Source organism: Haloarcula regularis (assembly GCF_029338315.1).
In the GTDB taxonomy this organism is placed as follows: domain Archaea; phylum Halobacteriota; class Halobacteria; order Halobacteriales; family Haloarculaceae; genus Haloarcula; species Haloarcula regularis.
Genome location: NZ_CP119794.1, coordinates 896,559 through 917,875, shown reverse-complemented (window position 1 = coordinate 917,875; position 21,317 = coordinate 896,559). Strand labels below are relative to the sequence as shown.

Genomic DNA, 21,317 nt, shown 5'->3' with positions numbered 1-21,317 from the left:
CACCGGGGCGTACCGTTTTCTGCCCGGCCGGAGAGTAGCCGGTATGCACACGGCAGCAATCGCTGGGGCACTGCTCACCGCCGTCGGTCTCGGGGGATACGCCGTCGGCGTCCTCGTGCCGTACTCGGGCCGGGCGTTCTCGCTGACGGCGCTGATGCTCGGCCTGACGCTTCTGACTGTCGGCCGCGCCCAGGGGGGGACCGAACCGTGATCTCCGCCGTGGTCTACGCCGACGAGGAGGCGGTCGCCTACGACGACCTCTCGGCGGCCCGTCGCGCCCTGGGGACGACCTGGGTGCACGCCACGTCGGTCACCGAGAGCGAACTCGACGCGATTCGGGACGCGTTCGACCTCCACCCGCTGCCCATCGACGACGTCCGGAACCACGCCCGGGCCAAGACCGAGGAGTTCAGCGACTACACGTTCGTCCTGCTGAAAGTCGCGACGCTCTCGCCGGGCGAGACGACCTTCGAGAAGGAGGTCCAGACGACGCCGGTCGGCGTCTTCGTCGGCGACGACTGGGTAGTCACCGTCTCGCCGGGCGCGGCACGGCCGGTCCAGCGCGTCCTCGACGCCGTCTCGCGGGGCGACGAGCGCCTGCTCCACCGCGGCGCCGACTTCACCGCCTACCGTGTGCTGGACGTCATCGTCGACGGCTACTTCGACCTCTTAGACGAGATCGAGACCGACATCGAGGAGATCGAGGAGGCGGTCACCGTCTCCACGGACCGCGAGACCCTCGAGAAGATAAACGACGTCCGCCGGGACCTGCTGTCCTTCCGCAAGCAGGCCTGGCCGGCCCGCGAGGCCGTCGGCGTCCTCGCCCGCGGCGACCCGGCCCAGGTCGCCCCCGAGACGGAGAAGTACTTCCGGGACGTCTACGACCACCTGGTCCAGGTCGTCGACCTGACCGAGACCTACCGGGACCTGGTGGCGGGCGCCCGCGACATCTACCTGAACACGCTCTCGCAGTCGACCAACGAGGTGATGAAGGTGCTGACCGTCGTCGCGACGATATTCATCCCGCTGACGTTCGTCGCCGGCGTCTACGGGATGAACTTCGCGGACAGCCCCTACAACATGCCCGAGCTCGCATGGACCTACGGCTACCCGGCGACGATGATCGGGATGGCGCTCATCGTGGCCGTCATGCTCGCGCACTTCCGCCGACGGGGCTACCTATAGGGTCAGCGGGACGAGCAACACCCCCATCAGCGTCGCCCGTCGCGTCCCGAAGTGCGGTGGGACGTGGCCCACGAGCGTCGCCGCGCCGAACGCGCCGACGCCGACGGCCCCGGCGAAGACCCACGAGAGGACGCCAAGCGCGGCCAGGACCGAAAGCGAGAGGCGTGCGGGGTCCAGTCGACCGACGGTCCGCAGGTACCGGTCACCGAGCACCGGCACCAGCACGGCGCCGGCGACGGTGGCGAGGACCACCGCGGTCAGCAGCGGGGGGAGCGCGAGCGGGACACTGGCCCGTTCCATCGCGACGAGGACGCCGGTGCGCGGTTCGCCGAGCGCGATGAGCGCAAAGAGCGCGAACACCGCCGTCGCCGTGTTCACGCCGCTGGTCGTGACCACGAACGCCCGCGGGCCGCCGTCGGCGGTCAGCCCGAGCGCCAGGGTCGCCGCCACGGCGCTGGAGACACCCGGCAGGTAGCCGACGACCGCCCCACACAGCGTCCCGACGACGACGAGCTCGGCCACCGTCTGCTGGGGGGTCGTCACCGTCGCGTCGGCCTGTGCGGGGACGCCCTCGCCGTCGATGGCCGCGAGCAACACGGGCGCGCCGAACAGCCCCGCGAACAGCGCCACGAGGACGTCCGCGACGGGAAGCAGCGACGTCACCTCGGCGTCGAGGACGAGCAGCCCCAGGCCCCCGCTGGCCGCGAGCGAACAGCAGGCTCCAACCTTCGCTCTGGCGTCGCGCTCGGTGGCGACGAGCAGCGCCGCCACCCCGCCCAGGACCAGCGAGCGGTGGGCCTCGACCAGCGGATAGAGTTCGACCATCGCGGCCGTGACCGGCAGTGCGAGTGGCGCCGCCAGCACGACGGCGCCGGCGCTCCCGACGGCCGAGAGGCGCAGCGCTTCGCGGCCCCGGCCCTCGACGACGAGTCGGTGGCCCGGGAGTGCGCCGGCGGCCATCGCGGGGTCCGGGACGCCCAGTGCCAGCGCCGGCACGACGTCCAGGAAGGTGTGGACGACGCCGGCAGCCAGCATCGCCGCCCCGACGTAGCGGCGCGGGCCCGGGACGGCGCCGGCAGTGGCGGCGAGCAGGAGCGCGAACGTGTTCGCGTGCAAGCCCGGCACGAGGCCGCTGACGGTGCCGAGGCAGACGCCCCCGGCCACCGCCGCCAGCAGCGTCGCCGTCGCGACGGGGTCGCCCGAGAGTCTGACCGGGAGCATACGCGCCCCTGGTCCCGTCCCGGTACTTGAACCTCAGCACTGGCCGGTGTGGTAGTCCCGGCATCTGTCTGTCGCGTGGCGCTGTGACGTCCACGATCGGACACTCGCCCGACGCATCGCTGTGCGGGGCAGCGTCGAAGAAAATGTCGTTCGCTGGTGGTGACGGCTTAGCCGAAGAGCTCGCCGAGGCCCTCGCCGCCGGCGTCGTCGTCTTCGTCCTCGTCTTCCTCGTCGGCCTCGTCGGCGGCCTCTTCCTCGTCGGCCTCGTCGGCGCCCTCGTCGGCGCTCTCGTCGGCGGTCTCTGCGGCCCCGCCGCTCGCGGCGACGGGTGCAGCGGCGGCCTGCTCGACGGCCTCGTCGATGTCGACGTCCTCCAGCGCGGCGACGAGCGCCTTGACGCGGGACTCCTCGACGTCGACGCCGGCGGCCTCGAGCACGCCGGTCAGGTTGTCTTCGTTGATCTCTTCGCCCGATTCGTTCAGGATGAGTGCAGCGTAAACGTATTCCATTGTTCTGTGATGTGGTGTGTGGGTGGTTAGAACATCGCTCCGAGCGCGTCGCCAGCGTCGTCGTCGTCATCGTCGTCCTCGGCCGCCTCGGCCTCGGCGTCGACGTCGTCGCCGGCGTCCTCGTCTGCGGTGTCCTCGTCGTCTTTGTCAGCCGATTCCTCGGGTGCCGCGGCGACCTCCACGTCCTGGAGCTCGTCGGGCAGCGCCTCCGTGTCCTCGATCTGGGCAGCGAGCGCGCGCAGCTGCGCGTCGGCCTTGCTCACGAGGTCGGGGACGACCTCTGGGTCCTCGATGGCGGCCTGGAGCGCGAGGCTCTTGGCCTCGCCGCTGGCCGTCTGGAGCATCGTCGGGACCGTCTGGGCCGTCGGGAACTCGGCGTTGACCGAGAGGTTGAAGGCCCGACTGGCCGCGGCCGAGATGTCTGCCTCGTACTCGTCGATGTCCAGCTCGAGTTCCTCGGGTTCGAACAGCACGCCGTCCGCGAAGACGCCGCGGAGGTCGAGCCCGACCTCCTTCGGTTCGATGCCGAGCTCGCTGAGGACGTTCGAGAGCTCCTGGGAGACCTCCTCGCCCGCGTCGAGCACGGTCGAGTCCGAGAGGACCTGGATGGACCCGTCCTGGATGCGCGCGTCGGCCCCGACGCTCTGGAGTTCGCCGACGAACGGGCCGGGGTCGACGCCGGTGTCGCCCTCGGGGATCACGATGTCGTTCGGGGCGATCTCGCCGGCGCTGATGGGGGCCGGCGTCTTCGATGCCTCCAGTTCCTGGAACAGCGAGAACGGGTTGTCGTTCGTCCCGATGAGGCCGACCTGGCCCTCGACGAACTGGGTGAGGTCCTCGACGCCCTCGTCGACTTCCTCGAGGGCCCGCCGGAGCAGCGTGTTCCGGGAGACGCGCAGTTCCGCAGTGCCGTGCAGGTCACGGCGCATGTCCTGGAGCTGGCGGGACGGGATGCCCGCGATGTTGACCACGCCGACGCTCTCGTAGGACTCGATGGTCTCGACGAGGGCGTCGACCTCTTCCTGTTTCCACTGTGGGATGGTCTCTGTCTTGCGTTCGCTCTCGGCGCTCATATCAGGCCACCTCCACGGCCGGGCCCATCGTCGTCTTGACGTAGACGGTGTCGATGTTGAGCGGCCCCTTCTCGAGGTCGGCGTGCAGGCGGCGGAGGATGACGTCGATGTTGTCGGCGATGTCCTCGGCGGACATGTCCTCGGCACCCACGCGGGTGTGGAAGGTTCGACGTTCACCGCTGCGCAGCTGCACGGTGTTTTTCATTCGGTTGACGACCTCGACGACGTCGTCGTCGGGGTCGAGCGGTTCCGGCATCTTGCCGCGCGGACCGAGGACGGTCCCGAGGTAGCGACCGATGTCCTGCATCATGTTCGTCTCTGCGATGAAGAAGTCGGTCTCGTTTGCGAGCTCCTTGGCGGCGTCGTCGTCGCCCCCGAGCTCCTCGAGTTCGTCCTGGCTGAGTACGTCGTCTGCGACCTCCTCGGCACGGAGGGCTGTCTCGCCCTCGGCGAAGACCACGATGGTGGTCTCCTGGCCGGTGCCGGCAGGGAGGACGACGGACTCGTCGACGCGGTTCGACGGGTCGTTGAGATCTAAGTCGCGCAGGTTGACTGCGAGGTCGACCGTCTCGCGGAAGTTCCGCTCAGGTGCGTCCTCGAGTGCGCGAGAGACTGCATTCTCTATTTCCTGGTCTGCCATTGTTCACCTCCGTAGTACGCCAAACGGCTGCTACGGGTCAGTGAAACAGGCGGTTGCCTGTCTCGTCCGTGTGGAGGCCGATGTGACACTTAAAAGCGTCGAACCGCCCCGCAGACGGTGTGTGACCGTCACATACCGGCGCGGGGAGGGGGACGGACCCACCACTGGTCGGGCGAGAGAACAACAAAATCGCAGTCCGGAGGTCGGGTCGGCGTTACGCTTCGGCTGCTTCGCCGAAGACGTCGTCGTACTCGCCGCTGTCGATGCGTTCCTTGAACTCCCGGGGGTCGTTACCCTCGATGGTGACGCCCAGGGAGGCACAGGTGCCGACGACCTCCTTCGCGGCGTTCTTGAGGTCGTAAGCCAGCAGGTCTGGGTGTTTCTGCTCGGCGATCTGGATGACCTGATCGACACTGAGGTCGGCGACGAAGTTCTTCTGGGGCTCGCCGCTCCCGGTCTCGAAGCCGGCCTCGTCCTTGATGAGTTCGGCCGTCGGCGGGACGCCGACCTCGATGGAAAAGGAGCCGTCGTCGTCGTACTCGACGGTGACGGGGACTTCGGTGCCGTCGAACGCTGCGGTCTGGTCGTTGATCTCCTGGACGACTGCCTGTACGTCCACGGGGGTCGGGCCCAGTTCGGGACCGAGCGGCGGGCCAGGGTTGGCCTGGCCGCCGGGAACGAGCACTTCGATAGTTCCAGCCATGTCTCAGCAATCCCGTTCGGCGGTTTAAAGGATTGCGTTTCATCGACGCCCCCGTGAGGTCGACACACGGCCGGACCGGGCGACCTGCGACCGTTACAGCGGTTGCGAGGCGAAAGCCCACCCATTCACGGGTGGGAAGAAGCCGACAACTGGGTATCTCTCCACGCTCGTAGCCACGGTAGAGGTTGGATGCTTGTATAACATCTTTAGGTGAGTGAATTCTATATACTGACGATGCCTCGTGGGTTCGACAGGGAACGTACCAACGTCCACAAACTCCAGTATCACTTCATCTGGTGTCCGAAGTATCGCAAGTCAGTACTCGAAGGCGAGGTACGTGACCGTCTCGAAGAACTCATCGAGGGGAAAGCCGACGAACTCGGCTTAGAGATACTGGAGTTGGCGATTCGCCCCGACCACGTACACCTGTTCATCACGGGCGACCCGACGCTCGCCCCGAACAAGATAATGCAACAGGTCAAGGGCTACTCCTCGCGCCGACTTCGGGACGAGTTCGACTTCGGCCTGCCGTCCCTGTGGACGCGCTCGTACTTCGTTTCCAGCGCGGGCGACGTATCCAGTGAGGTCATCGAGGAGTACATCGACGCCCAAGCAGGTGAGTAGTATGCAACGGAACGTCTCAACCACGGTGCGGGTCAAACTCCACTCGCTGACCAACAGGAAAGCCGACCTGCTCGCCCGTGAGTACGAGGCGTTCCAGACCGAGGTACACGGCGGAGATACCGACCTGTATTCTGCGACCGACCAACAGGCGTCGAAAGTCCAGCGACAGAAAGACCCGAACCCAGACACCGAACAGCCCGTCGTCCTTCGCAACGACGTGTTCGACGTGACCCACGACGAGGATACCGTTCTCTCGTCGTGGTGGGTCAAAGTCCCCGTCTACGACCCCGAGCGTGGACGGGGCAACTCCATCTGGTGTCCTGCCCACGTCCCACGAAAGGACGAACAACTCGTCCGCGAGGGCGATATTCGGGACAGCGAACTGGTGCGCCGTGACGGTGATTGGTACGTCCATCTCGTCGTGAAGCGGTCTGTGACCGTGGCCGACGAGTACGACGACGTGCTGGCTATCGACATGGGCGTACGGTGGGTCGCAACCTGTGCGTTCCTCTCTGACCGCAAGACCACCTTCTACGGAAAGGAAGTGCGCCGTATCCGCGAACACTACAAGCAACTCCGCAAGTCCATCGGGAACTCCAAACCACGACAGGGACAGCAGGTGGTCGAGCGTATCGGTAACGCGGAAGCACGGAAGGTGGACGACCGTCTCCACAAGATTACTCGGCACATCGTGGAGGATGCCGAAGAACGGAACGCGCTCATCGTCGTGGGCGACCTCGGTGGGATTCGCAAGGACAACGACAAAGGCAGGTACGTCAACGACAAGACCCACAAGATGCCGTTCGCCCGCCTCTTCAACTACATCGAATACAAGGCCCACGACGCGGGTATCGACGTGCAGTTGGTCGAAGAATACGACACGTCGAAGACGTGCAATCGGTGTGCTTGCGAGGGCGTCCGAGAGACGCAGGGACGCTTTGAGTGTCCCGAGTGTGGGCTGGACGACAACGCAGACAAGAACGGTGCGCTGAACATCGGCAAACGAGCCTTGGGCAAGTTCTCGAAACCGCTGTCCAAGGCGGGGGCTGTACTGGCACAGCCCGAAACACAGGTCATCGTCCAACGTGACGACGAACCTGCGAACCTCTCCGTATCCGTGGGTTCAACCCAGTGGGGGAACCCCACGGCTTTAGCCGTGGGAGGATGTCAGGCGAAGGTGACGCCGTTCATCGCGAGGAAGTCCCCGGCGGCCTTGATCTCGACCGGCGACCCGATGATGCGGACCCGGCCCTCCTCCCGGCGGACCATGACCGTGAATCGCGCTTCCAGTTCCTCGCGGATGCCGTCGAGCGCACCGGCTGGCAGGAGAATCTGCGTGCTGTCACGGAAACGCTCGACGTCTGCCATGATTGAACCTGACGGTTGGCCGCCTAAAGGCGTGTCGACTTACACGTGGCTGGCAAGAATTACCGACTGCCGACGGCGAGGTCGGCGAGGGAAGAAAGCCTTATCCAGCGCGCGCGGCGGAGGTACACGTAATGGGGCTCGAAGAGGAGATACAGGAACTCGAGGAGGAAATCGCGAGTACGCCCTACAACAAGTCCACCGAGGCCCACATCGGCCGGCTGAAGTCGAAACTCGCCGAGAAGAAGGAGAAACTCGAGCAACAGCAGTCCTCCTCGGGCGGTGGCGGCGGCTACGGCGTCGAGAAGCACGGCGACGCAACCGTCGCCCTCGTCGGGTTCCCCAGCGTCGGGAAGTCGACGCTGTTGAACGCCCTGACCAACGCCGAGTCGGAGACGGGCGCCTACGAGTTCACCACGCTCGACGTCTACCCGGGGATGCTCAAGCACAAGGGCGCCAACATCCAGATCCTCGACGTCCCCGGTCTCATCGAGGGTGCCGCTGGCGGCCGCGGCGGCGGCAAGGAAGTCCTCTCGGTCGTCCGGACCGCCGACCTCATCGTGTTCATGGTCTCGGTCTTCGAGATCGACCAGTACGATCGCCTGCGCGAGGAACTGTACAAGAACAAGATCCGCCTCGACACCGAGCCCCCGCGCGTGTCCGTCCGGAAGAAGGCCAAGGACGGCCTCAGCATCAACAGCTCCGTCGACCTCGACTTAGACGAGGAGACGATCAAGGCCGTCCTGCGCGAACACGGCTACGTCAACGCCGACGTGACCATCGGCGAGCAGATGGACCTCGACCGGCTCATTGACGGCGTGATGGACAATCGGGTCTACCTCCCCTCTGTCGTCGTCGTCAACAAGGCCGACCTCATCGAGGAGAACTACCTCCCGACGGTGAAGGGGGAACTCCGGGAACGGGACATCGACCCCGAGGAGGCCATCTTCATCAGCGCCGAGAAGGAGAAAGGGCTGGAGGGCCTGACCGAGCGCATCTGGAAGGAACTGGGGCTCATCCGTATCTACATGGACAAGCCGGGCCGCGGCGTCGACTACGAGGAACCGCTCATCCTCCGCGAGGGCGACACCGTCGACGACGCCTGCGAGAAACTGGGTGGCAGCTTCGACGAGCGCTTCCGCTTCGCCCGCGTCACCGGCCCCAGCGCCAAACACGACGAGCAGCAGGTCGGGCGCGGCCACGAACTGGCCGACGAGGACGTCCTTCGAATCGTCGCCCGGCGGTAGGATTTCGAATACAGTTTTACTACTTCCGCGCACGTGCGAGCGTCGCCCAGCGCACGCACGGCAGTGGCACACGTAAGGCGGTGAATGCGTGGACTCTTTGCTTCGAATCCCTACCCACGTGTATGGAGCACGGCCCACGCCGCCGCCTGGTCGCCGTCGTCGTCGTCGCCGGCCTCGTCCCCTGGACGGTGCTGCTTATCGGCGACGAGCTCACGCTGGTGTTCTCCTTCGGCCTGTTCAACACCAACCCGCCGAACGTGGTCTCGGTGTACGACTTCTTCTTTCGCTTCACCGACGGCCTTCCCCGCTTCATCGAGGCCTGGGGGACCGGCGTCATCCTGTATCTGCTCGCCTTGGGGAGTGCCGTCGCCGGCGTCGTCTGGCGTGAGGACGTGCGCCTGACTGCTTTCGCGCTCGTCGCGGCCGGCCTCTCGCAGATTTCGGTCTTCCTCGGGTTCAACCGCCGCATCGGCTACGCCGGGTTCCCGCTGGGGACGGTCGTGCTGCTCGCTGTAGTCTGGTGGTTCTACTGGCCGTCGGTGCGTGAGGCTGGGGTCTTTGGTGTTGATACGGACTACGAGTGAGTCCCGGAATCTGCTACGGAAGAATTCGGATGGGTGGGTAATCTTGGAGTCGTTCTCTACATGTTTCCGAACAGCCAGAAAGCCCCGGCTGGCTGAACTCGGGGGCCTCGCTGCGCGCTTCACTCACTGCGTTCGTTCCAGTGCTTGCTTCGTCCGCCGTCGTTCAGCCAGCCGCCCCTTTCAGTCCACCCGAAGCCGGGTGGTCAGCCGCCAAGGGGGGATTGAAAGGGGCCGACCTATCGACGAACCCCGGCGACGCAAGCACCGCAGTGAGTGCAACGAACGAGGAGCGCAGCGAGCCGCGGGAGTCGATAGGTCGGGGGCTTTCTGGCTCTCGGAATTCCTGTCCCCAGACCCACTTTGTGTCTCTCCTCGGACGGTAACCTTTTCGCGTGCCCGTCCCACGACCCGCATATGCTGACGCTCGACCACACGATGATGCGCGTCGAAGACCTGGACGCGTCGCTCGACTGGTACCAGAACCACCTCGACTACGAGGAGAAGGGCCGCTGGGAGGCCGACACGTTCACCAACGTCTTCCTGGGTCCCGAGGACATGCACGACGAGGGGGCGATGCTCGAGCTGACGTACAACCACGACGGGCGCTCGTACACGCACGGGGACGCCTGGGGCCACATCGCCGTCCGCTGTGAGGACGTCTACGACGCCTACGAGGAGCTGATGGACGCTGGCGTCGAGGACTACCGCGACCCGGACTCTTGTGGCGGCTCGTACGCGTTCGTGAAAGACCCCGACGGCCACGAGGTCGAGATCGTCGAGCGCGACCACGGCGCGAAGTGGTCGCTCGACCACACGATGCTGCGCGTCGAGGACGCCGACGAGGCCATCGGCTGGTACACCCGCAAGCTCGACTACGAGATGTTCCGCCGCTCCGAGCACGATTCGTTCGCGCTGTACTTCCTCAAGCCTCGCGAGGCCGCCGACGAGGCGATGTCCGTCGAACTGACCTACAACTACGACGGGCGCTCGTACGAACTGGGCGACGCCTGGGGCCACCTCGCGGTCAGCACCGACGACCTCCACGAGACGTGGGAGACCCTGATGGACCGTCACGCCGAGGACTACCGGGACCCCGCGAGCTGCGACGACCGCTACGCGTTCACCAAGGACGCCGACGGGCACGAGGTCGAGATCGTCACGAACTGACCTGGCGGTTCGTATTGCATTTATAATACGTCCGTCCAGCGTCAGACGGTCGTATGACACGCACCTGAGAAGAACTGTAACGGTCCTAAACGTACACGAGGTCCCCTCTCGGGGGCGTTGACGCGCTTGGTGCTGTGTGTCATGCCGCATGCCTGACCACAAAACATTTATAATACCCGCCTAAGGTTTGCAGTGTACCCCTACCCATGGTGCTAGATGCGAGTACACTGGTTCGGTCTACGCGTGGTCGCGGCGACTGCGCTCTGGCTACGTGGAAAGCAGCTGGCGCCGCCCGATAGCAAATCACAAACTATGACAGATACAAACGAAACTTCGCAGCCTGTTCCTGGCCGCGCTCATGGTGTTCTCGGTGTTCGCCATGACGACCGGTTTCGCGGGCAGTGCTGCGGCTGCTTCGAACCTGAACGCTGGGACGTTCTACAGCGGTCAGGACGTACAGTTTACCGCAAATAACGGAAACACGGACTATCAAGTCCGGACCGTCGACGACAGTGGCGACGAGGACCAGGTCGGCTCGCTCCGCCGAACCGAACGGTCCGACGGCGATGGTGTCATCGACTTCACGCTCGACAACCGACTCTCCGAGGGTGACTTCGTCATCGTGAACGCAGATACCGGTGAGGTCGTCAACTTGAATAACGGTGATGAAGATCCTGTCCCTGATGGTGGTCTCACCGCGGCCTATACCTTCGAGGTCATCCCGCAGGACCTGACCGCCGAGTTCGACGACAGTGAAGTCGGAACCTCCGGCGACGCTGCTGAGGTCGATTACGAAATCGACTCCGACATCCGGAACGGCTACGACGTCAACATCTCCGCCGAGGGCCTCGACCGTGACGAACTCGTCGATATCTTCGTCGAGAACGGTAACGCTGAGGAAATAGCGGACAATGTCGTCTACGACTCCGACAACGCGGATGAGCTCAGAGATGTTAACTCCGGTGAAAACTTCTTCGACGACACCGAGAAGATTCAGCTTCACAACGCCGAATCTGATGAATACGTACTGAACTTCGAGGACATCAACGAGGGTAACTACACCTTCGAGGTCGAAGTGACCGACACTAACGCGAACGCGTCGGACACCATCGACGTCACCGACACCGGTGACGCAAGTACCTCCTTCGAGGACGGCGTCGTCACAGAAAACCGTGGTGACGTGGCCAACATCACGTTCCAGCTCGACAACACCGACGACGCCACTATTCAGATCGGTGACTTCGAGGACGACAACTACTACATCAGCGCCGAAGTGACCGACGACGATGATGACGGTGAAGTTTCCGTCCTGTTCAACAGTTACAGGGCTGGAACCGAGGATCCGAGCGAGGTCCTGACCGTTACTGGTGACGACGAGCTCGACACCGCCTCCCTAGAGCAGGGTGGTTCATTCACCGATACAGACGAGGCTGCTGGCTCTGACATCCTCGAAGCGACTGACTACGACATGCTCGTTGTCGAGGGCCACGGCGTCACGCTTGACGAAGATGATGATCTCGTCGAAGACTATGATGAACTCGACACCGATTCACAGATCATCACCAATGAAGACGACGTCGGCACGCTCTCGCTCGAAGAGGCGTCGCTAGAGGACCTCCAGATCTGGACTGCTCCGCAGGAGAAGTTCAATGACATAGAGGATCTCGACGACGACGAGACTGCACCCGTCTACGAACTGGTCAAGGACGGGAACATCACCCAGACTGACGAGATTGCGATCGGCGACGTCAACGACGTCGTGATCGTTCAGGTCGAGGCCTCCGGCTTCGAAGGTCTGTTCACCGATGGCGGCGACCTCAGTACGGGTGACTACGGTGCTCTATCCCAGCCGGCCGACGACGAGAACGAGAACAGCGGTCCGTTCGCGCTCACGTTCGAGAACGCTGACCCCGGTGCCAACGTCGATTCACCCCAGCAGGACATCGACCAGCTCAGCGGCTACAAGGTCATCTACGACGAGGCTAACGACACGCACTTCGTCGCGATTGAAAGCAGCGAATTCGCGGATAAGATCGACGCTGAAGACGAAGACGAGTACGTCGCGAACTTCACCGTCTTCAACAATGGCTACGGAGACGCTAATAACGGCATTGACTACCTAGGTGCCAGTGACCTCATCGACGCAGACGACGACAGCGAGAACGTCACTGACAGCACCCAGTTCCTCGACGCCGACGCGACGCTGAACAACGACGACGACCTCGTCGTCCGCGCCAGCGCCGACCAGCAGATCCGCGGCACGACGAACGTCGCGCCCGGGAGCGAAGTGACTGTCCGGCTCCGCAGCAGCCAGAGCAGCAGTCCGTTCCTGCTCCAGCCGAGCGCCATCGTCGGTCCGAACGGTACGTTCACCGCAGTGGCCGACTTCAGCGAGCGCTCGCCCGGTGCGAACTTCACGGCACAGACCCGTGTCGGTAGCGCGGAAGTCGGTGACGAGATCGACGGTACCGTCGCCGGTGCCGCCACGGCCTCCGTGAGCATCTCCGACCAGGACTCCGACGGCACGACGGTCGTCGTCGACAGCGCGCAGCTGTCCGACGGCGGCTTCATCGCCATCCACGAGGGCTCGGCCTCCGGTGACGTCATCGGAGCCTCCGACTACCTCGCGCCTGGCAGCCACTCGGACATCGAGGTCACGCTCGACTCCCCGCAGGACGGGGACTTCACCGCAGTCGCCATGCCGCACCTGGACGACGACGGTGACGAGACCTACGACTTCCCGGACAACGACGCGCCGTACACCGACAACGGCACCGCTGTGACGGACAGCGCTGACGTGACGGTCGGCGAGGAAGAGACCGAGACGGAGACTGAGACTGAGACGGAGACCGAGACGGAGACCGAAACGGCCACCGAGATGACCGAGACGGAGACCGAAACGGAACCGCCGGAGGAGACCACCACCGGTGACAGCGGGCCTGGCTTCACGGCCGTGCTCGCTCTCATCGCGCTGGTCGCCGCGGCGCTCCTCGCAGTCCGCCGTAACAACTAACCGGAGCAGTTCCGGTCCCTGACTTCCGACCTTTCTTTCGCGCGCTACGTCCGATAGCGACAGCGCCGGCCGTGCGGTGTCGATGCACACGCAGGCGTAACGACAAAACATATACGGCGGATTTGCCAAGATAGCATCCATGACGGCGACAGTCCTGCAGTCGACGGTCGACCTGGGTGGACTGTCGTTCGACCCGCTGGTGTACTCCGAGCCGCTGATGTGGCTCGTGCTGGCGGCGTTTCTGGGCAGCAGCGTCCTCGCGTACACGAACGAGACGTGGGCACGTCGCGTCGCCGTCGCCGGCTGGGGACTGTTCGCCCTCTTCTGGCTCGTCCTGATTCCGCACTTCGTGTTCACGCAGAAGAGCCTCGTCGAGGGACTCGGGAGCGTCGCCGCGGTCCCGCTCTCGGCGTACACGGCCTACCTGCTGTGGAACGGCCGGGACTCGCTTTTCGTCCTCACTCGCGCCGTCGGATTGATGGGCATCGTCTACGTGCCGGCGGTGACCGTCGACCCGATCCGGCAGTGGCTGGTCGAACTCGTCACCGACCAGACCGCCGTCCTGCTGGGCCTGGTCGGCGTCGACCCGCTGGTCGTCGACGGGCTGAGCCACGACGGGGTCCGCATCGCGACCAAGAAGTACCCATACGAGAGCACGTTCTGGTTCGAGCACGAGGACGGGCCCATCACGTACAACATCCTGCTCGCGTGTACGGGCCTGGGGAGCATCGCCATCTTCGCGGGGGGCATCCTCGCGGTCAAGGCGCCCTGGGGCCGGAAGCTCAAGGCGCTCGCGGTGACGTCGGCGGTCATCTACGCCCTCAACCTGGTCCGGAACGTCTTCATCGCTATCGCCTTCGGGTTGCAGAAGATGCAGTGGTTCGTCGACCCGATGATGACCATCTTTGGCCTCACCGACCCGCGGATGGTCTCGTACTACATCGCCGACCGCATCCTCGCGCAGGTCGGGTCGGTGGTCGTCCTGGTGGGCATCACGTGGCTGCTGGTCCGTGAACTCCCCGAGATAACGGTCATCGTCGAGGACCTGCTCTTCCTGGTGACCGGGACGGAGTACGACCTGGCGAGCGCGTTCGAGGGGACGGCCGACGTCGGCGAGGAGACGGCGGCGCCCGGCGACGACTAAGACTCGGGCTTGCCGGCGAGTGCGGTCAGCGCGTCGTCCTCGATAGGATGCAGCGACCCGGGAATCACGAGCATGTGCAGCGGGTCGCCGAACGATTGCTCGGCCAGCGACTCGAGCGTGTCGGCTGCGACGGTGGGGTCCGGACTGCCCGCCTGGGCGACGACGACGGCCAGCGTCTCGGGGAACTCGGTCGCGAGCAGGCCGGCGGCGTGATCGGCGGTCATGTACGTCTCGTCGCCGTCGTCCCAGTGAGGGTCGTCGACCTTGATGTCGAGGTAGACCAGCGTGTGCAGGTCGCGCTCGCGGTTGTCCTCGATGGTCGTGACGACGCTGTCGGGGACGCCGTCACCGCCGTGGGCGTCCTCGAAGGGGAGCGTCGTCGCCTTGCCAAAGCGGTAGTTCTGCAGGCCGGTCAGCGACCCGGCGGCGGTCTGGGCGGTCGTCCCGTGGACGACGCGGGTCTCGATGTCCCGCTCTGCGGCCCGCAGGCGGAGGTCGGTGTGGGTCGTCGAAACCATCGTGTCGCCGGCGGTCAGGAAGACCACGTCCGAATCCTCGGCCGCCGACAGTATCGGCTCGGGGTCCTGTTCGACGCCGGCGCGGTCCCGGATCTCGATGGTGGTGTCGTGGAACGACTCCAGCGTCTCGAGGTCGGTGCCGACGAGGCGGCTGGTGTAGAACTCCGCGAAGACGCGGTCGGCGTCGCGGATGGCGTCGCGGCCGGCGAGCGTGACCGAGCGTTCGTCGTAGAGGCCGAGGCCGACGAATGTGAGCATACCCGCTGTCGACGTCCGGCGGGGATAAATGGCGCGAAGCGTCAGGCTTACCGCCAGCGACCGGAGAGAGTGCGTATGGGCGTTCCCTGCGTTCGTGTTCGGCGCGAGGCCGGCGAGGCGACTCGGCAGCGACTCGCTGACGCGGACCTCGTCGACGACGGCTACGACATCACGGTCGCGGACGGCTGGCTCTACGTCCCCGTCACCGACCCGACCGGCGTTCCCGAGGAGTTCGCCGTCGTGGAGTTCGACGCGCCCGTCCGCGAGGGCCAGACGATGCCCGCGGACATCCTCGGCTTCGAGCCCAGTTACGAGCGCATCGGGGACCTGGTCATCGTCGACGAGGACGACCCGGAGCGTGCCCGCTCCGTCGCCGACGCGCTGATGGCTTCTGACCTCCCCGTCGAGGGCGTCCTCAACCGGGCCTCGAAGATCAAAGGCGAGCAGCGCGTCCGCGACTGGGAGGTGCTGGCCGGCGACACCACCGAGGTCGTCCACCGCGAGTACGGCTGTGCGTTCGAATTGGACCTGGCCGAGGTGTACTTCTCGCCGCGACTGGCCACCGAGCGCCACCGCGTCGTCGAGCAAGTCGAGGCGGGCGAGCGGGCCTTCGACATGTTCGCCGGCGTCGGCCCGTTCGTCGTCCCCTTCGCGAAGCGCGGCGCCACCTGCGTCGGGACGGACATCAACGAGGCAGCCATCGAGTACCTCCGGCGCAACGCCGAGCACAACGGTGTCGCCGACCGCGTGACCGGAATCTGTGGCGACGTCCGCGATGTCGCGGCCGACTACGCGGGGTGGGCTGACCGCGTCGTGATGAACCTCCCCCACAGCGCCGACGCATTCCTCGATACGGCGGTTCGCCTCGCCGGCGAGGACTGCACGCTGCACTACTACGACATCCAGTCCGACGACGACCTGTTCGGGCCCGGCGAGCGCGCGATTCGGGCCGCCGCCGAGCCGGAGTACGAGGTGACCGTCGAGACGCGCCGGGCGGTCCGGTCCTACGCCCCGGGCGAACAGAACGTCGTCCTCGACGTTAGTCTCCGGCGGTGAGTTCGGTGTCGTGAGCGGCCGAGAAGCGCCGGAGGGGCGTGGGAGACCTTCGCTCGACGCCCCCGATTCGCAATCCTTATTGCGGTTATCGCACACTGTTCGAGTGCTGCGAGGCACCGACGCGCCGGTGTAGCTCAGACTGGCTAGAGCGAATCCTTCGTAAGGATTAGGCCGAGGGTTCAAATCCCTCCACCGGCTTTCTGCTGCGAACGAACGTGAGCAGCGAAAGCCAGATAGGGATTTGAATCAGGGAGGAGCTCCGCTCCGACCGTGGTTCACAATCCCTCCACCGGCTCTTTCTGCGACGAGCCGACGCGTGCAGCGACCGGTGGGGCCGTCCGAAGTGGACCGATATTGCCCGGAGAGCGCGTGGCTCTGGGGCACAGAATCGAGGGAGTGGCCGTCCGGCGCGCTGCGGCGGCCTACGACAGAATCGACTCGACCGGTTCGAGCAGCGTCCGCTCGACGGTCTGTCCGAGTTCGGTCACGGCGACGCGGTCCTGTTCCTGGCTGTAGGTGACGAGGTCGGCGGATTCGAGCTGGGGGACGTGCCGGTGGTAGAGTTCGAGGTACAGCTGACAGACCTCCTCTGGCGGGATGTCGGCGAGCGTCGTTCGGTGCTCCCGCTCGGCAACCTCGTCGGCGAGGTCGGGGAGCGTCAGTTCCGTGTGGTCGGCCAGCAACGAGAGGGTGCGTCGCCGTCGTTCGTCGGCGAGGGCGAGGAAGACCTGATCACGCCGCTGCGCATCTCGCATGTGTGCCCTTTCTATCGACGACCCTGAAATATCGTTTCATTCTCGTCGGCCGTGACCGTCTCGGGTCACACTCGGACGCATTGTCCCGACGGGTATCGGGACGTCAGTGGGTCAGGACCAGCAGTTTCGCGTCAGTCCGCACGAGACAGAACGGCCGGCCGGGGTCACCGAACGTGTTCGTGCGCTGCTCGCTGACAAACAGGCGGTCGAACGCCTCGCCGCAGGCGGGACAGGCAAATCCCTCGCGGTTCTCGAGAGTCATCGTGTCGCGGTCCTGGGTGAGCAGTTTCAGGCCGTGGCGGTAGTCGTGGACGTCGAACCCGTCGCTGACGTCGAGTCGTTCCATGGGGGGAAAAGCGAGTCGAGGGGCTTAAACTCAGACCAGGTTCGCGCCCATGTAGAGGACGACGACCAGGAAGACCCAGACGACGTCGACGAAGTGCCAGTACATCGACGCCGTCGAGACGGAGGTGTGGCGCTCGGGGGAATACTGCCCGTAGTAGGCGCGGGCGAAGACGATACCCAGCAGGACGGCGCCCATCGTCACGTGGAGGCCGTGCAGGCCGGTCAGCCCGTAGAAGGCCGACCCGTAGATGCCCTCGCCGATGGTGAACCCTTCGTGGACGATGAACTCGTAGTACTCGTAGACCTGGCCGGCGATGAAGACGATGCCGAGCAGCAGCGTCACGCCGAGCAGCTTGATGAATCGGTCGCGGTTGCCGTTGATCAGCGCGTGGTGGCTGTAGTGCAGCGTCACCGAGCTGATGAGCAGGATGACGGTGTTGACGATGACGAGCGACCCGAACACCTCGGGGATGGCGGCGTCGACCCAGACGTCGCCACCGCGGATCATGAAGTAGTAGATGAACCCGGCCCCGAACGTCGCCACCTCGGTGCCCAGGAACAGGAGCATCGCGAACTTCAGCGTCCGGCTCGAGTGGTGGTTGGTCCCACGCTCCCAGAAGTCCGAGACGAAGGCGTGGTAGAGCCAGCCGTACAGGCCGACGAGGAAGATCCCGACGCTGCCGACGACGGCACCGGCACTGATCGTCGCGCTCACGAGCGGTTCCTCGGCCATCGAGAGGACGAACAGTGCCGCGCCGACGTAGATGCCCGATGCGCCGATGGCCGTCACGAACGGCCACCAGCTCGCCTCGCCGAACCCGCGGGGCCAGTCCTCCGTCGCCGGGAGGTGGTGTTCCCCGTGACCACCGTCTGTGCGTTCTTCGGTCGTACTCATACCCGGTCCTTGCGAGTCGATTACTAAAAGCCCATCCAATTCGCTCGCCCGATGTCGGAACATACAGGGACGGGAGGAACCAATCGGAACCGATGACAGTGCGTCGACGCCGGGTCGTCGGCAGCGTCCTGTGTGCGGCGGTGGGGCTCCTCGCGGCCGGCACGGCGAGTGCACACGGGGGGAGCCTGGCCGGCGGCGGCCGGGAGACGCTGACGGTCCCGACCTGGCTCTTCCTCTCGACGGGCGGGGCGGCGGTCGGTGCCTCGTTCCTGCTCGCGTCGTTCGTCACGGACCGGTCGTTCATCGAGCGCGTCCATGCCTGGGGCGTCCCGCTCGCGTCGGGCGGCGAACGGGGCCTGGTGCTGGCTGGCCGGGCCGTCGGCCTTGTCGGCCTCGTCGCTATCCTCGTGACGGGCTTTTTGGGTCCGACGAACGCCCGGACCAACCTGGCGATCCTGCTGGTGTGGGTCGGCTGGTGGGCCGGCCTGGCGATGACGACGTACCTGCTGGGCAACACCTGGTCGGTGCTGAACCCCTGGAAGACCCTCGCGGGGCTGTTGCCGTCGCTGGACCGGGCGTACCCCGACCGGATCGGCGCCTGGCCGGGCGTCGCGGGGCTGCTCGCGCTCGTCTGGGTCGAGGTGGTCAGTCCGCTGGCCGACGACCCGCGCCTGCTCGCGACGGTCGTCGTCGCGTACTCGGTGGTCACGCTCGCGGGCGCCGTCGTCTTCGGCCCGGCGACGTGGTTCGACCGGGTCGACCCCGTAGAGCGGGTGTTCCGGTACTACGGCCGCGTCGCGCCGGTCGGCCGGGGCGACGACGGCTACCGCCTGCGCCTGCCGGGGATGGACCTCTCGACGGCGCGCCTGGTCGACGGCGCGGACGAAGTGGCGTTTATCGTCGCGCTCCTGTGGGTCACCACCTACGACGGCCTGGTCACGACGCCGGCCTGGCGTGACCTGACGACGCCGCTCGTGGCCGCGGGGCTGCCGGCCCACCTGCTGTATCCGCTCGCGCTCGTCGCGGGGTTCGGACTCTTCCTCGGCGTCTACCGCCTCGCCGTCCGGGCCGCCCGGCGGACAGCCGAGACGTACCTCGCCCCGGCGGTCCTGGCCCGGCGGTTCGCGCCGCCGCTGCTGGCCATCGCCGCGGGCTATCACTTCGCCCACTACCTCGGCTACTTCCTCGTCCTCGCGCCGTCGCTGGCCGTCGCGCTGGCGGACCCGCTGGGCTCGCCGGCCCTCGTCCCGGTGCTCGATCTGCCGGGGTGGTTCGGCGGGGTGGCGCTGGCGTCGGTGGTCGTCGGGCACCTCGTCGCCATCTGGGTGGCCCACGCGGCGGCTTACGACCTCTTCCCCGCACGCCTGCAGGCCGTACGGTCGCAGTACCCCTTCATCGCGGTGATGGTCTTCTACACGATGACGAGTCTCTGGGTCGTCTCGCGTCCGGAGGTGCCACTCCCACACCTATGAGCGACACACGACTCGACGACGGCGTCGATACCGTGCCCAGGAGCGACGCGGCCTACGACGTCCCCGAGGGCGCGACGACCTACGAGTGTGGCTACTGCGGGCGGCCGTTCGCCCGCGAGTCCTGGCTCGCGCTCCACCGGGGGCTGGAGCACCCGGGTGCCCTCACGGACGCGGAGGTCGCGGCGTTCCGGACGGCCCACGCCGACGAGGAGGAGTCGCTTGGCACGTTCCGGCTGAAGGCGCTTGGCTCTCTCATCCTGCTGTACTTCGGGCTGTTGATGGTGTACGCGCTGGTCTGACACCGCCGGGTCCGGCACGCGGGAAACGACACGTTGATGGGCCGCAGGCGTCCAAACGTGGACATGGACCTTCGCGTCATCGACAAATCCGACACGGAACTCTCGCTGGAGATCGCCGGCGAGGACCACACGTTCATGAACGTCATCAAGGGTGCGCTGCTCGAGACCGAGGGCGTGACGGCGGCGACCTACGACGTGAACCCCGAGCAGTCCGGCGGGCAGACCGACCCCGTGCTGACCATCAAGACGGAGACGGACGTCGACGCGCTCGACGCCCTCGAGGACGGCACCGATCGCGTCATCGAGAAGGCCGACGCCTTCACCGACGCCTTCGAGTCTGCGGCCTGAACGCACTCTCTCTCTCAGCAGATCACGTCGCTCTTTTCAGCAGACCACGTGCGTGACGAACACGCGCCCGTCAGGCGCGACGTGGACGTCGACACCGACGGTGCCCGTCTCGGCCGGCCGGTAGGCCGCGCCGCGCTCGGCGTAACTGTCGACCAGCGCCGTCGCGAACGCGGTCTCGTCGTCGAAGTCGGCGACCGACTGGGGTGTTCGGTCGAAGGCAACCTCGTAGGCGACGACGCTCGGCCGCGAGCAGGCAAGATCGAACGCCGCGAACGCCTCGCGGTCCGGTCCCTCGCCGCCGCCGTAGCGGGCGTCGACGCGCGCCTTGTTGTAGTAGGCTGCGGCCTCGTCGGCCGTCGCGTTCCTCGACACCGTACTCGCGCCGGCGGCACCGCGGCGTTCGTTCAGGACGGCGACGTAGGCCTCCTCCGTCGCGGCGAGGTCCAGCCCCTCGACCACGTCGGCGCTTCCAGGGGCGTCCGGGACCGCCGGCGGGGCTGCCGGGGCGTCGGTTCCGAACCCCGGTAGCGAGACGAACCCGAAGGTCGTGGCGACGATGAGCGCGAGCAACGCGGCGACGGCGAGGTAGCCGAGGACGTACTTCGGCTCGATGACGTCGCGCCAGGACGTCGCGATCTCGTCCAGCGGGTCGCTCTCGGGCGGGCCGACGCGGCGCTCGAAGTCGGAACCGCCACAGCGGCGACACGGCGGCCGGTTGCGGACGTGCTCGCGCCCACAGTCCTGGCACACCCAGACGGCGCCGCCTTCGACCACCTCCTCGTTCACCTGCCGGACGGCACGCTCGTAGGTCCCGTGGCCGCAGTTGTCACAGGGCGGGTCGTTCTCCTCGTGGGGCTTGCCGCACCACTCACACCGCCATTCCATCGAGTAACCCT

General features: G+C 66.0%; 23 protein-coding genes, 1 tRNA gene and 1 pseudogene. 14 read left to right on the top strand and 11 right to left on the bottom strand.

What is annotated here, in order from left to right:
- Positions 1–43: 43 nt before the first annotated feature.
- Both P1N55_RS05000 and corA read left to right on the top strand, forming a co-directional pair.
- A complete protein-coding gene (locus P1N55_RS05000; protein ID WP_276277862.1) occupies positions 44–211 on the top strand; it encodes a hypothetical protein in 168 nt (55 codons plus the stop codon).
- Entirely contained in the window at positions 208–1,185 is a 978-nt protein-coding gene (gene corA, locus P1N55_RS04995; RefSeq protein ID WP_276277861.1) for a magnesium/cobalt transporter CorA, read from the top strand. The genes P1N55_RS05000 and corA overlap by 4 nt, the downstream gene beginning before the upstream one ends.
- On the opposite strand, the gene P1N55_RS04990 is transcribed toward corA, so the two are convergent.
- The 5 genes from P1N55_RS04990 to P1N55_RS04970 form a co-directional block, all read right to left on the bottom strand.
- Entirely contained in the window at positions 1,180–2,406 is a 1,227-nt protein-coding gene (locus P1N55_RS04990) for a tripartite tricarboxylate transporter permease (RefSeq protein WP_276277860.1), read from the bottom strand. The two genes, corA and P1N55_RS04990, sit on opposite strands and share 6 nt — an antisense overlap.
- Positions 2,407–2,573: 167 nt before the next feature.
- On the bottom strand, positions 2,574–2,915 hold the full coding sequence (rpl12p, locus tag P1N55_RS04985; RefSeq protein WP_276277859.1) for a 50S ribosomal protein P1: 342 nt from the start codon (positions 2,913–2,915) through the stop codon (positions 2,574–2,576).
- A 26-nt stretch (positions 2,916–2,941) separates the two neighbouring features.
- Positions 2,942–3,988 (bottom strand): 50S ribosomal protein L10, encoded by a 1,047-nt coding sequence (locus P1N55_RS04980; RefSeq protein ID WP_276277858.1) that lies wholly within the window; start codon positions 3,986–3,988, stop codon positions 2,942–2,944.
- 1 nt (position 3,989) lies between these two features.
- Entirely contained in the window at positions 3,990–4,628 is a 639-nt protein-coding gene (locus tag P1N55_RS04975) for a 50S ribosomal protein L1 (protein ID WP_276277857.1), read from the bottom strand.
- Positions 4,629–4,842: 214 nt separating this feature from the next.
- The gene (locus P1N55_RS04970; RefSeq protein WP_276277856.1) at positions 4,843–5,331 is read right to left on the bottom strand and encodes a 50S ribosomal protein L11; all 489 of its coding nucleotides are present in this window, start codon (positions 5,329–5,331) and stop codon (positions 4,843–4,845) included.
- Between the two features lie 234 nt (positions 5,332–5,565).
- Here P1N55_RS04970 and tnpA point away from each other — a divergent pair, with 234 nt between their 5' ends.
- Positions 5,566–5,955: an IS200/IS605 family transposase gene (gene tnpA / locus P1N55_RS04965; RefSeq protein WP_276277855.1), complete on the top strand. Its 390-nt coding sequence runs from the start codon at positions 5,566–5,568 to the stop codon at positions 5,953–5,955.
- 1 nt (position 5,956) lies between these two features.
- Positions 5,957–7,109, top strand: a pseudogene (locus tag P1N55_RS04960) (RNA-guided endonuclease InsQ/TnpB family protein).
- A 13-nt stretch (positions 7,110–7,122) separates the two neighbouring features.
- On the opposite strand, the gene P1N55_RS04955 reads toward P1N55_RS04960, so the two are convergent.
- The gene (locus P1N55_RS04955; RefSeq protein ID WP_276277854.1) at positions 7,123–7,323 is read right to left on the bottom strand and encodes a VNG_1110C family protein; all 201 of its coding nucleotides are present in this window, start codon (positions 7,321–7,323) and stop codon (positions 7,123–7,125) included.
- A 131-nt stretch (positions 7,324–7,454) separates the two neighbouring features.
- Here P1N55_RS04955 and P1N55_RS04950 point away from each other — a divergent pair, with 131 nt between their 5' ends.
- The 5 genes from P1N55_RS04950 to artA all read left to right on the top strand — a co-directional run bounded on the left by P1N55_RS04950 (position 7,455) and on the right by artA (position 14,475).
- Positions 7,455–8,567: an OBG GTPase family GTP-binding protein gene (locus P1N55_RS04950; protein WP_276277853.1), complete on the top strand. Its 1,113-nt coding sequence runs from the start codon at positions 7,455–7,457 to the stop codon at positions 8,565–8,567.
- A 122-nt stretch (positions 8,568–8,689) separates the two neighbouring features.
- Positions 8,690–9,151 (top strand): TIGR04206 family protein, encoded by a 462-nt coding sequence (locus P1N55_RS04945; protein ID WP_276277852.1) that lies wholly within the window; start codon positions 8,690–8,692, stop codon positions 9,149–9,151.
- A 414-nt stretch (positions 9,152–9,565) separates the two neighbouring features.
- Positions 9,566–10,318, top strand: a complete 753-nt coding sequence (locus P1N55_RS04940; protein ID WP_276277851.1) for a VOC family protein — start codon at positions 9,566–9,568, stop codon at positions 10,316–10,318.
- A gap of 358 nt (positions 10,319–10,676) precedes the next feature.
- Positions 10,677–13,331: a DUF7827 domain-containing protein gene (locus P1N55_RS04935; RefSeq protein WP_407067191.1), complete on the top strand. Its 2,655-nt coding sequence runs from the start codon at positions 10,677–10,679 to the stop codon at positions 13,329–13,331.
- Between the two features lie 139 nt (positions 13,332–13,470).
- Positions 13,471–14,475 carry an archaeosortase A gene (gene artA, locus P1N55_RS04930; protein ID WP_276277849.1) on the top strand — a complete coding sequence of 335 codons (1,005 nt, stop codon included), beginning with the start codon at positions 13,471–13,473 and terminating at the stop codon, positions 14,473–14,475.
- Here artA and dph5 read toward each other — a convergent pair.
- Positions 14,472–15,251 carry a diphthine synthase gene (dph5, locus tag P1N55_RS04925; RefSeq protein ID WP_276277848.1) on the bottom strand — a complete coding sequence of 260 codons (780 nt, stop codon included), beginning with the start codon at positions 15,249–15,251 and terminating at the stop codon, positions 14,472–14,474. The two genes, artA and dph5, sit on opposite strands and share 4 nt — an antisense overlap.
- A gap of 75 nt (positions 15,252–15,326) precedes the next feature.
- Here dph5 and P1N55_RS04920 point away from each other — a divergent pair, with 75 nt between their 5' ends.
- Both P1N55_RS04920 and P1N55_RS04915 read left to right on the top strand, forming a co-directional pair.
- Positions 15,327–16,307, top strand: a complete 981-nt coding sequence (locus P1N55_RS04920) for a class I SAM-dependent methyltransferase (protein WP_276277847.1) — start codon at positions 15,327–15,329, stop codon at positions 16,305–16,307.
- Positions 16,308–16,430: 123 nt separating this feature from the next.
- Positions 16,431–16,505 (top strand) — tRNA-Thr (locus P1N55_RS04915).
- A gap of 224 nt (positions 16,506–16,729) precedes the next feature.
- Here P1N55_RS04915 and P1N55_RS04910 read toward each other — a convergent pair.
- From P1N55_RS04910 to P1N55_RS04900, 3 genes are all read right to left on the bottom strand, one after another.
- Entirely contained in the window at positions 16,730–17,062 is a 333-nt protein-coding gene (locus P1N55_RS04910; protein ID WP_276277846.1) for a DUF7344 domain-containing protein, read from the bottom strand.
- A 103-nt stretch (positions 17,063–17,165) separates the two neighbouring features.
- Positions 17,166–17,408: a DUF7385 family protein gene (locus P1N55_RS04905; RefSeq protein ID WP_276277845.1), complete on the bottom strand. Its 243-nt coding sequence runs from the start codon at positions 17,406–17,408 to the stop codon at positions 17,166–17,168.
- Positions 17,409–17,438: 30 nt separating this feature from the next.
- Positions 17,439–18,302 carry a cytochrome c oxidase subunit 3 gene (locus P1N55_RS04900; protein WP_276277844.1) on the bottom strand — a complete coding sequence of 288 codons (864 nt, stop codon included), beginning with the start codon at positions 18,300–18,302 and terminating at the stop codon, positions 17,439–17,441.
- Positions 18,303–18,394: 92 nt separating this feature from the next.
- On the opposite strand from P1N55_RS04900, the gene P1N55_RS04895 reads away from it, so the two are divergent.
- From P1N55_RS04895 to P1N55_RS04885, 3 genes are all read left to right on the top strand, one after another.
- Positions 18,395–19,774 (top strand): hypothetical protein, encoded by a 1,380-nt coding sequence (locus P1N55_RS04895; RefSeq protein WP_276277843.1) that lies wholly within the window; start codon positions 18,395–18,397, stop codon positions 19,772–19,774.
- Positions 19,771–20,073: a C2H2-type zinc finger protein gene (locus P1N55_RS04890; protein ID WP_276277842.1), complete on the top strand. Its 303-nt coding sequence runs from the start codon at positions 19,771–19,773 to the stop codon at positions 20,071–20,073. Before P1N55_RS04895 ends, P1N55_RS04890 begins: the two co-directional genes overlap by 4 nt.
- 63 nt (positions 20,074–20,136) lie before the next feature.
- Entirely contained in the window at positions 20,137–20,421 is a 285-nt protein-coding gene (locus P1N55_RS04885) for a DNA-directed RNA polymerase subunit L (protein WP_276277841.1), read from the top strand.
- A gap of 36 nt (positions 20,422–20,457) precedes the next feature.
- On the opposite strand, the gene P1N55_RS04880 is transcribed toward P1N55_RS04885, so the two are convergent.
- The gene (locus P1N55_RS04880; RefSeq protein WP_276277840.1) at positions 20,458–21,306 is read right to left on the bottom strand and encodes a hypothetical protein; all 849 of its coding nucleotides are present in this window, start codon (positions 21,304–21,306) and stop codon (positions 20,458–20,460) included.
- Positions 21,307–21,317 lie beyond the last annotated feature (11 nt).

Excerpts from the sequence above, each read along its gene's own strand:
- P1N55_RS04955 (WP_276277854.1), bottom strand. The coding sequence starts at position 7,323 with ATGGCAGACGTCGAGCGTTTCCGTGACAGCACGCAGATTCTCCTGCCA.
- P1N55_RS04935 (WP_407067191.1), top strand. The coding sequence starts at position 10,677 with ATGGTGTTCTCGGTGTTCGCCATGACGACCGGTTTCGCGGGCAGTGCT.
- P1N55_RS04880 (WP_276277840.1), bottom strand. The coding sequence starts at position 21,306 with ATGGAATGGCGGTGTGAGTGGTGCGGCAAGCCCCACGAGGAGAACGAC.
- P1N55_RS04910 (WP_276277846.1), bottom strand. The coding sequence starts at position 17,062 with ATGCGAGATGCGCAGCGGCGTGATCAGGTCTTCCTCGCCCTCGCCGAC.
- P1N55_RS04940 (WP_276277851.1), top strand. The coding sequence starts at position 9,566 with ATGCTGACGCTCGACCACACGATGATGCGCGTCGAAGACCTGGACGCG.
- P1N55_RS04990 (WP_276277860.1), bottom strand. The coding sequence starts at position 2,406 with ATGCTCCCGGTCAGACTCTCGGGCGACCCCGTCGCGACGGCGACGCTG.
- P1N55_RS04950 (WP_276277853.1), top strand. The coding sequence starts at position 7,455 with ATGGGGCTCGAAGAGGAGATACAGGAACTCGAGGAGGAAATCGCGAGT.
- P1N55_RS05000 (WP_276277862.1), top strand. The coding sequence starts at position 44 with ATGCACACGGCAGCAATCGCTGGGGCACTGCTCACCGCCGTCGGTCTC.
- P1N55_RS04975 (WP_276277857.1), bottom strand. The coding sequence starts at position 4,628 with ATGGCAGACCAGGAAATAGAGAATGCAGTCTCTCGCGCACTCGAGGAC.
- tnpA (WP_276277855.1), top strand. The coding sequence starts at position 5,566 with ATGCCTCGTGGGTTCGACAGGGAACGTACCAACGTCCACAAACTCCAG.
- P1N55_RS04920 (WP_276277847.1), top strand. The coding sequence starts at position 15,327 with ATGGGCGTTCCCTGCGTTCGTGTTCGGCGCGAGGCCGGCGAGGCGACT.
- P1N55_RS04970 (WP_276277856.1), bottom strand. The coding sequence starts at position 5,331 with ATGGCTGGAACTATCGAAGTGCTCGTTCCCGGCGGCCAGGCCAACCCT.
- P1N55_RS04900 (WP_276277844.1), bottom strand. The coding sequence starts at position 18,302 with ATGAGTACGACCGAAGAACGCACAGACGGTGGTCACGGGGAACACCAC.
- P1N55_RS04885 (WP_276277841.1), top strand. The coding sequence starts at position 20,137 with ATGGACCTTCGCGTCATCGACAAATCCGACACGGAACTCTCGCTGGAG.
- P1N55_RS04890 (WP_276277842.1), top strand. The coding sequence starts at position 19,771 with ATGAGCGACACACGACTCGACGACGGCGTCGATACCGTGCCCAGGAGC.
- P1N55_RS04945 (WP_276277852.1), top strand. The coding sequence starts at position 8,690 with ATGGAGCACGGCCCACGCCGCCGCCTGGTCGCCGTCGTCGTCGTCGCC.
- dph5 (WP_276277848.1), bottom strand. The coding sequence starts at position 15,251 with ATGCTCACATTCGTCGGCCTCGGCCTCTACGACGAACGCTCGGTCACG.
- artA (WP_276277849.1), top strand. The coding sequence starts at position 13,471 with ATGACGGCGACAGTCCTGCAGTCGACGGTCGACCTGGGTGGACTGTCG.
- P1N55_RS04895 (WP_276277843.1), top strand. The coding sequence starts at position 18,395 with ATGACAGTGCGTCGACGCCGGGTCGTCGGCAGCGTCCTGTGTGCGGCG.
- rpl12p (WP_276277859.1), bottom strand. The coding sequence starts at position 2,915 with ATGGAATACGTTTACGCTGCACTCATCCTGAACGAATCGGGCGAAGAG.
- P1N55_RS04905 (WP_276277845.1), bottom strand. The coding sequence starts at position 17,408 with ATGGAACGACTCGACGTCAGCGACGGGTTCGACGTCCACGACTACCGC.
- P1N55_RS04980 (WP_276277858.1), bottom strand. The coding sequence starts at position 3,988 with ATGAGCGCCGAGAGCGAACGCAAGACAGAGACCATCCCACAGTGGAAA.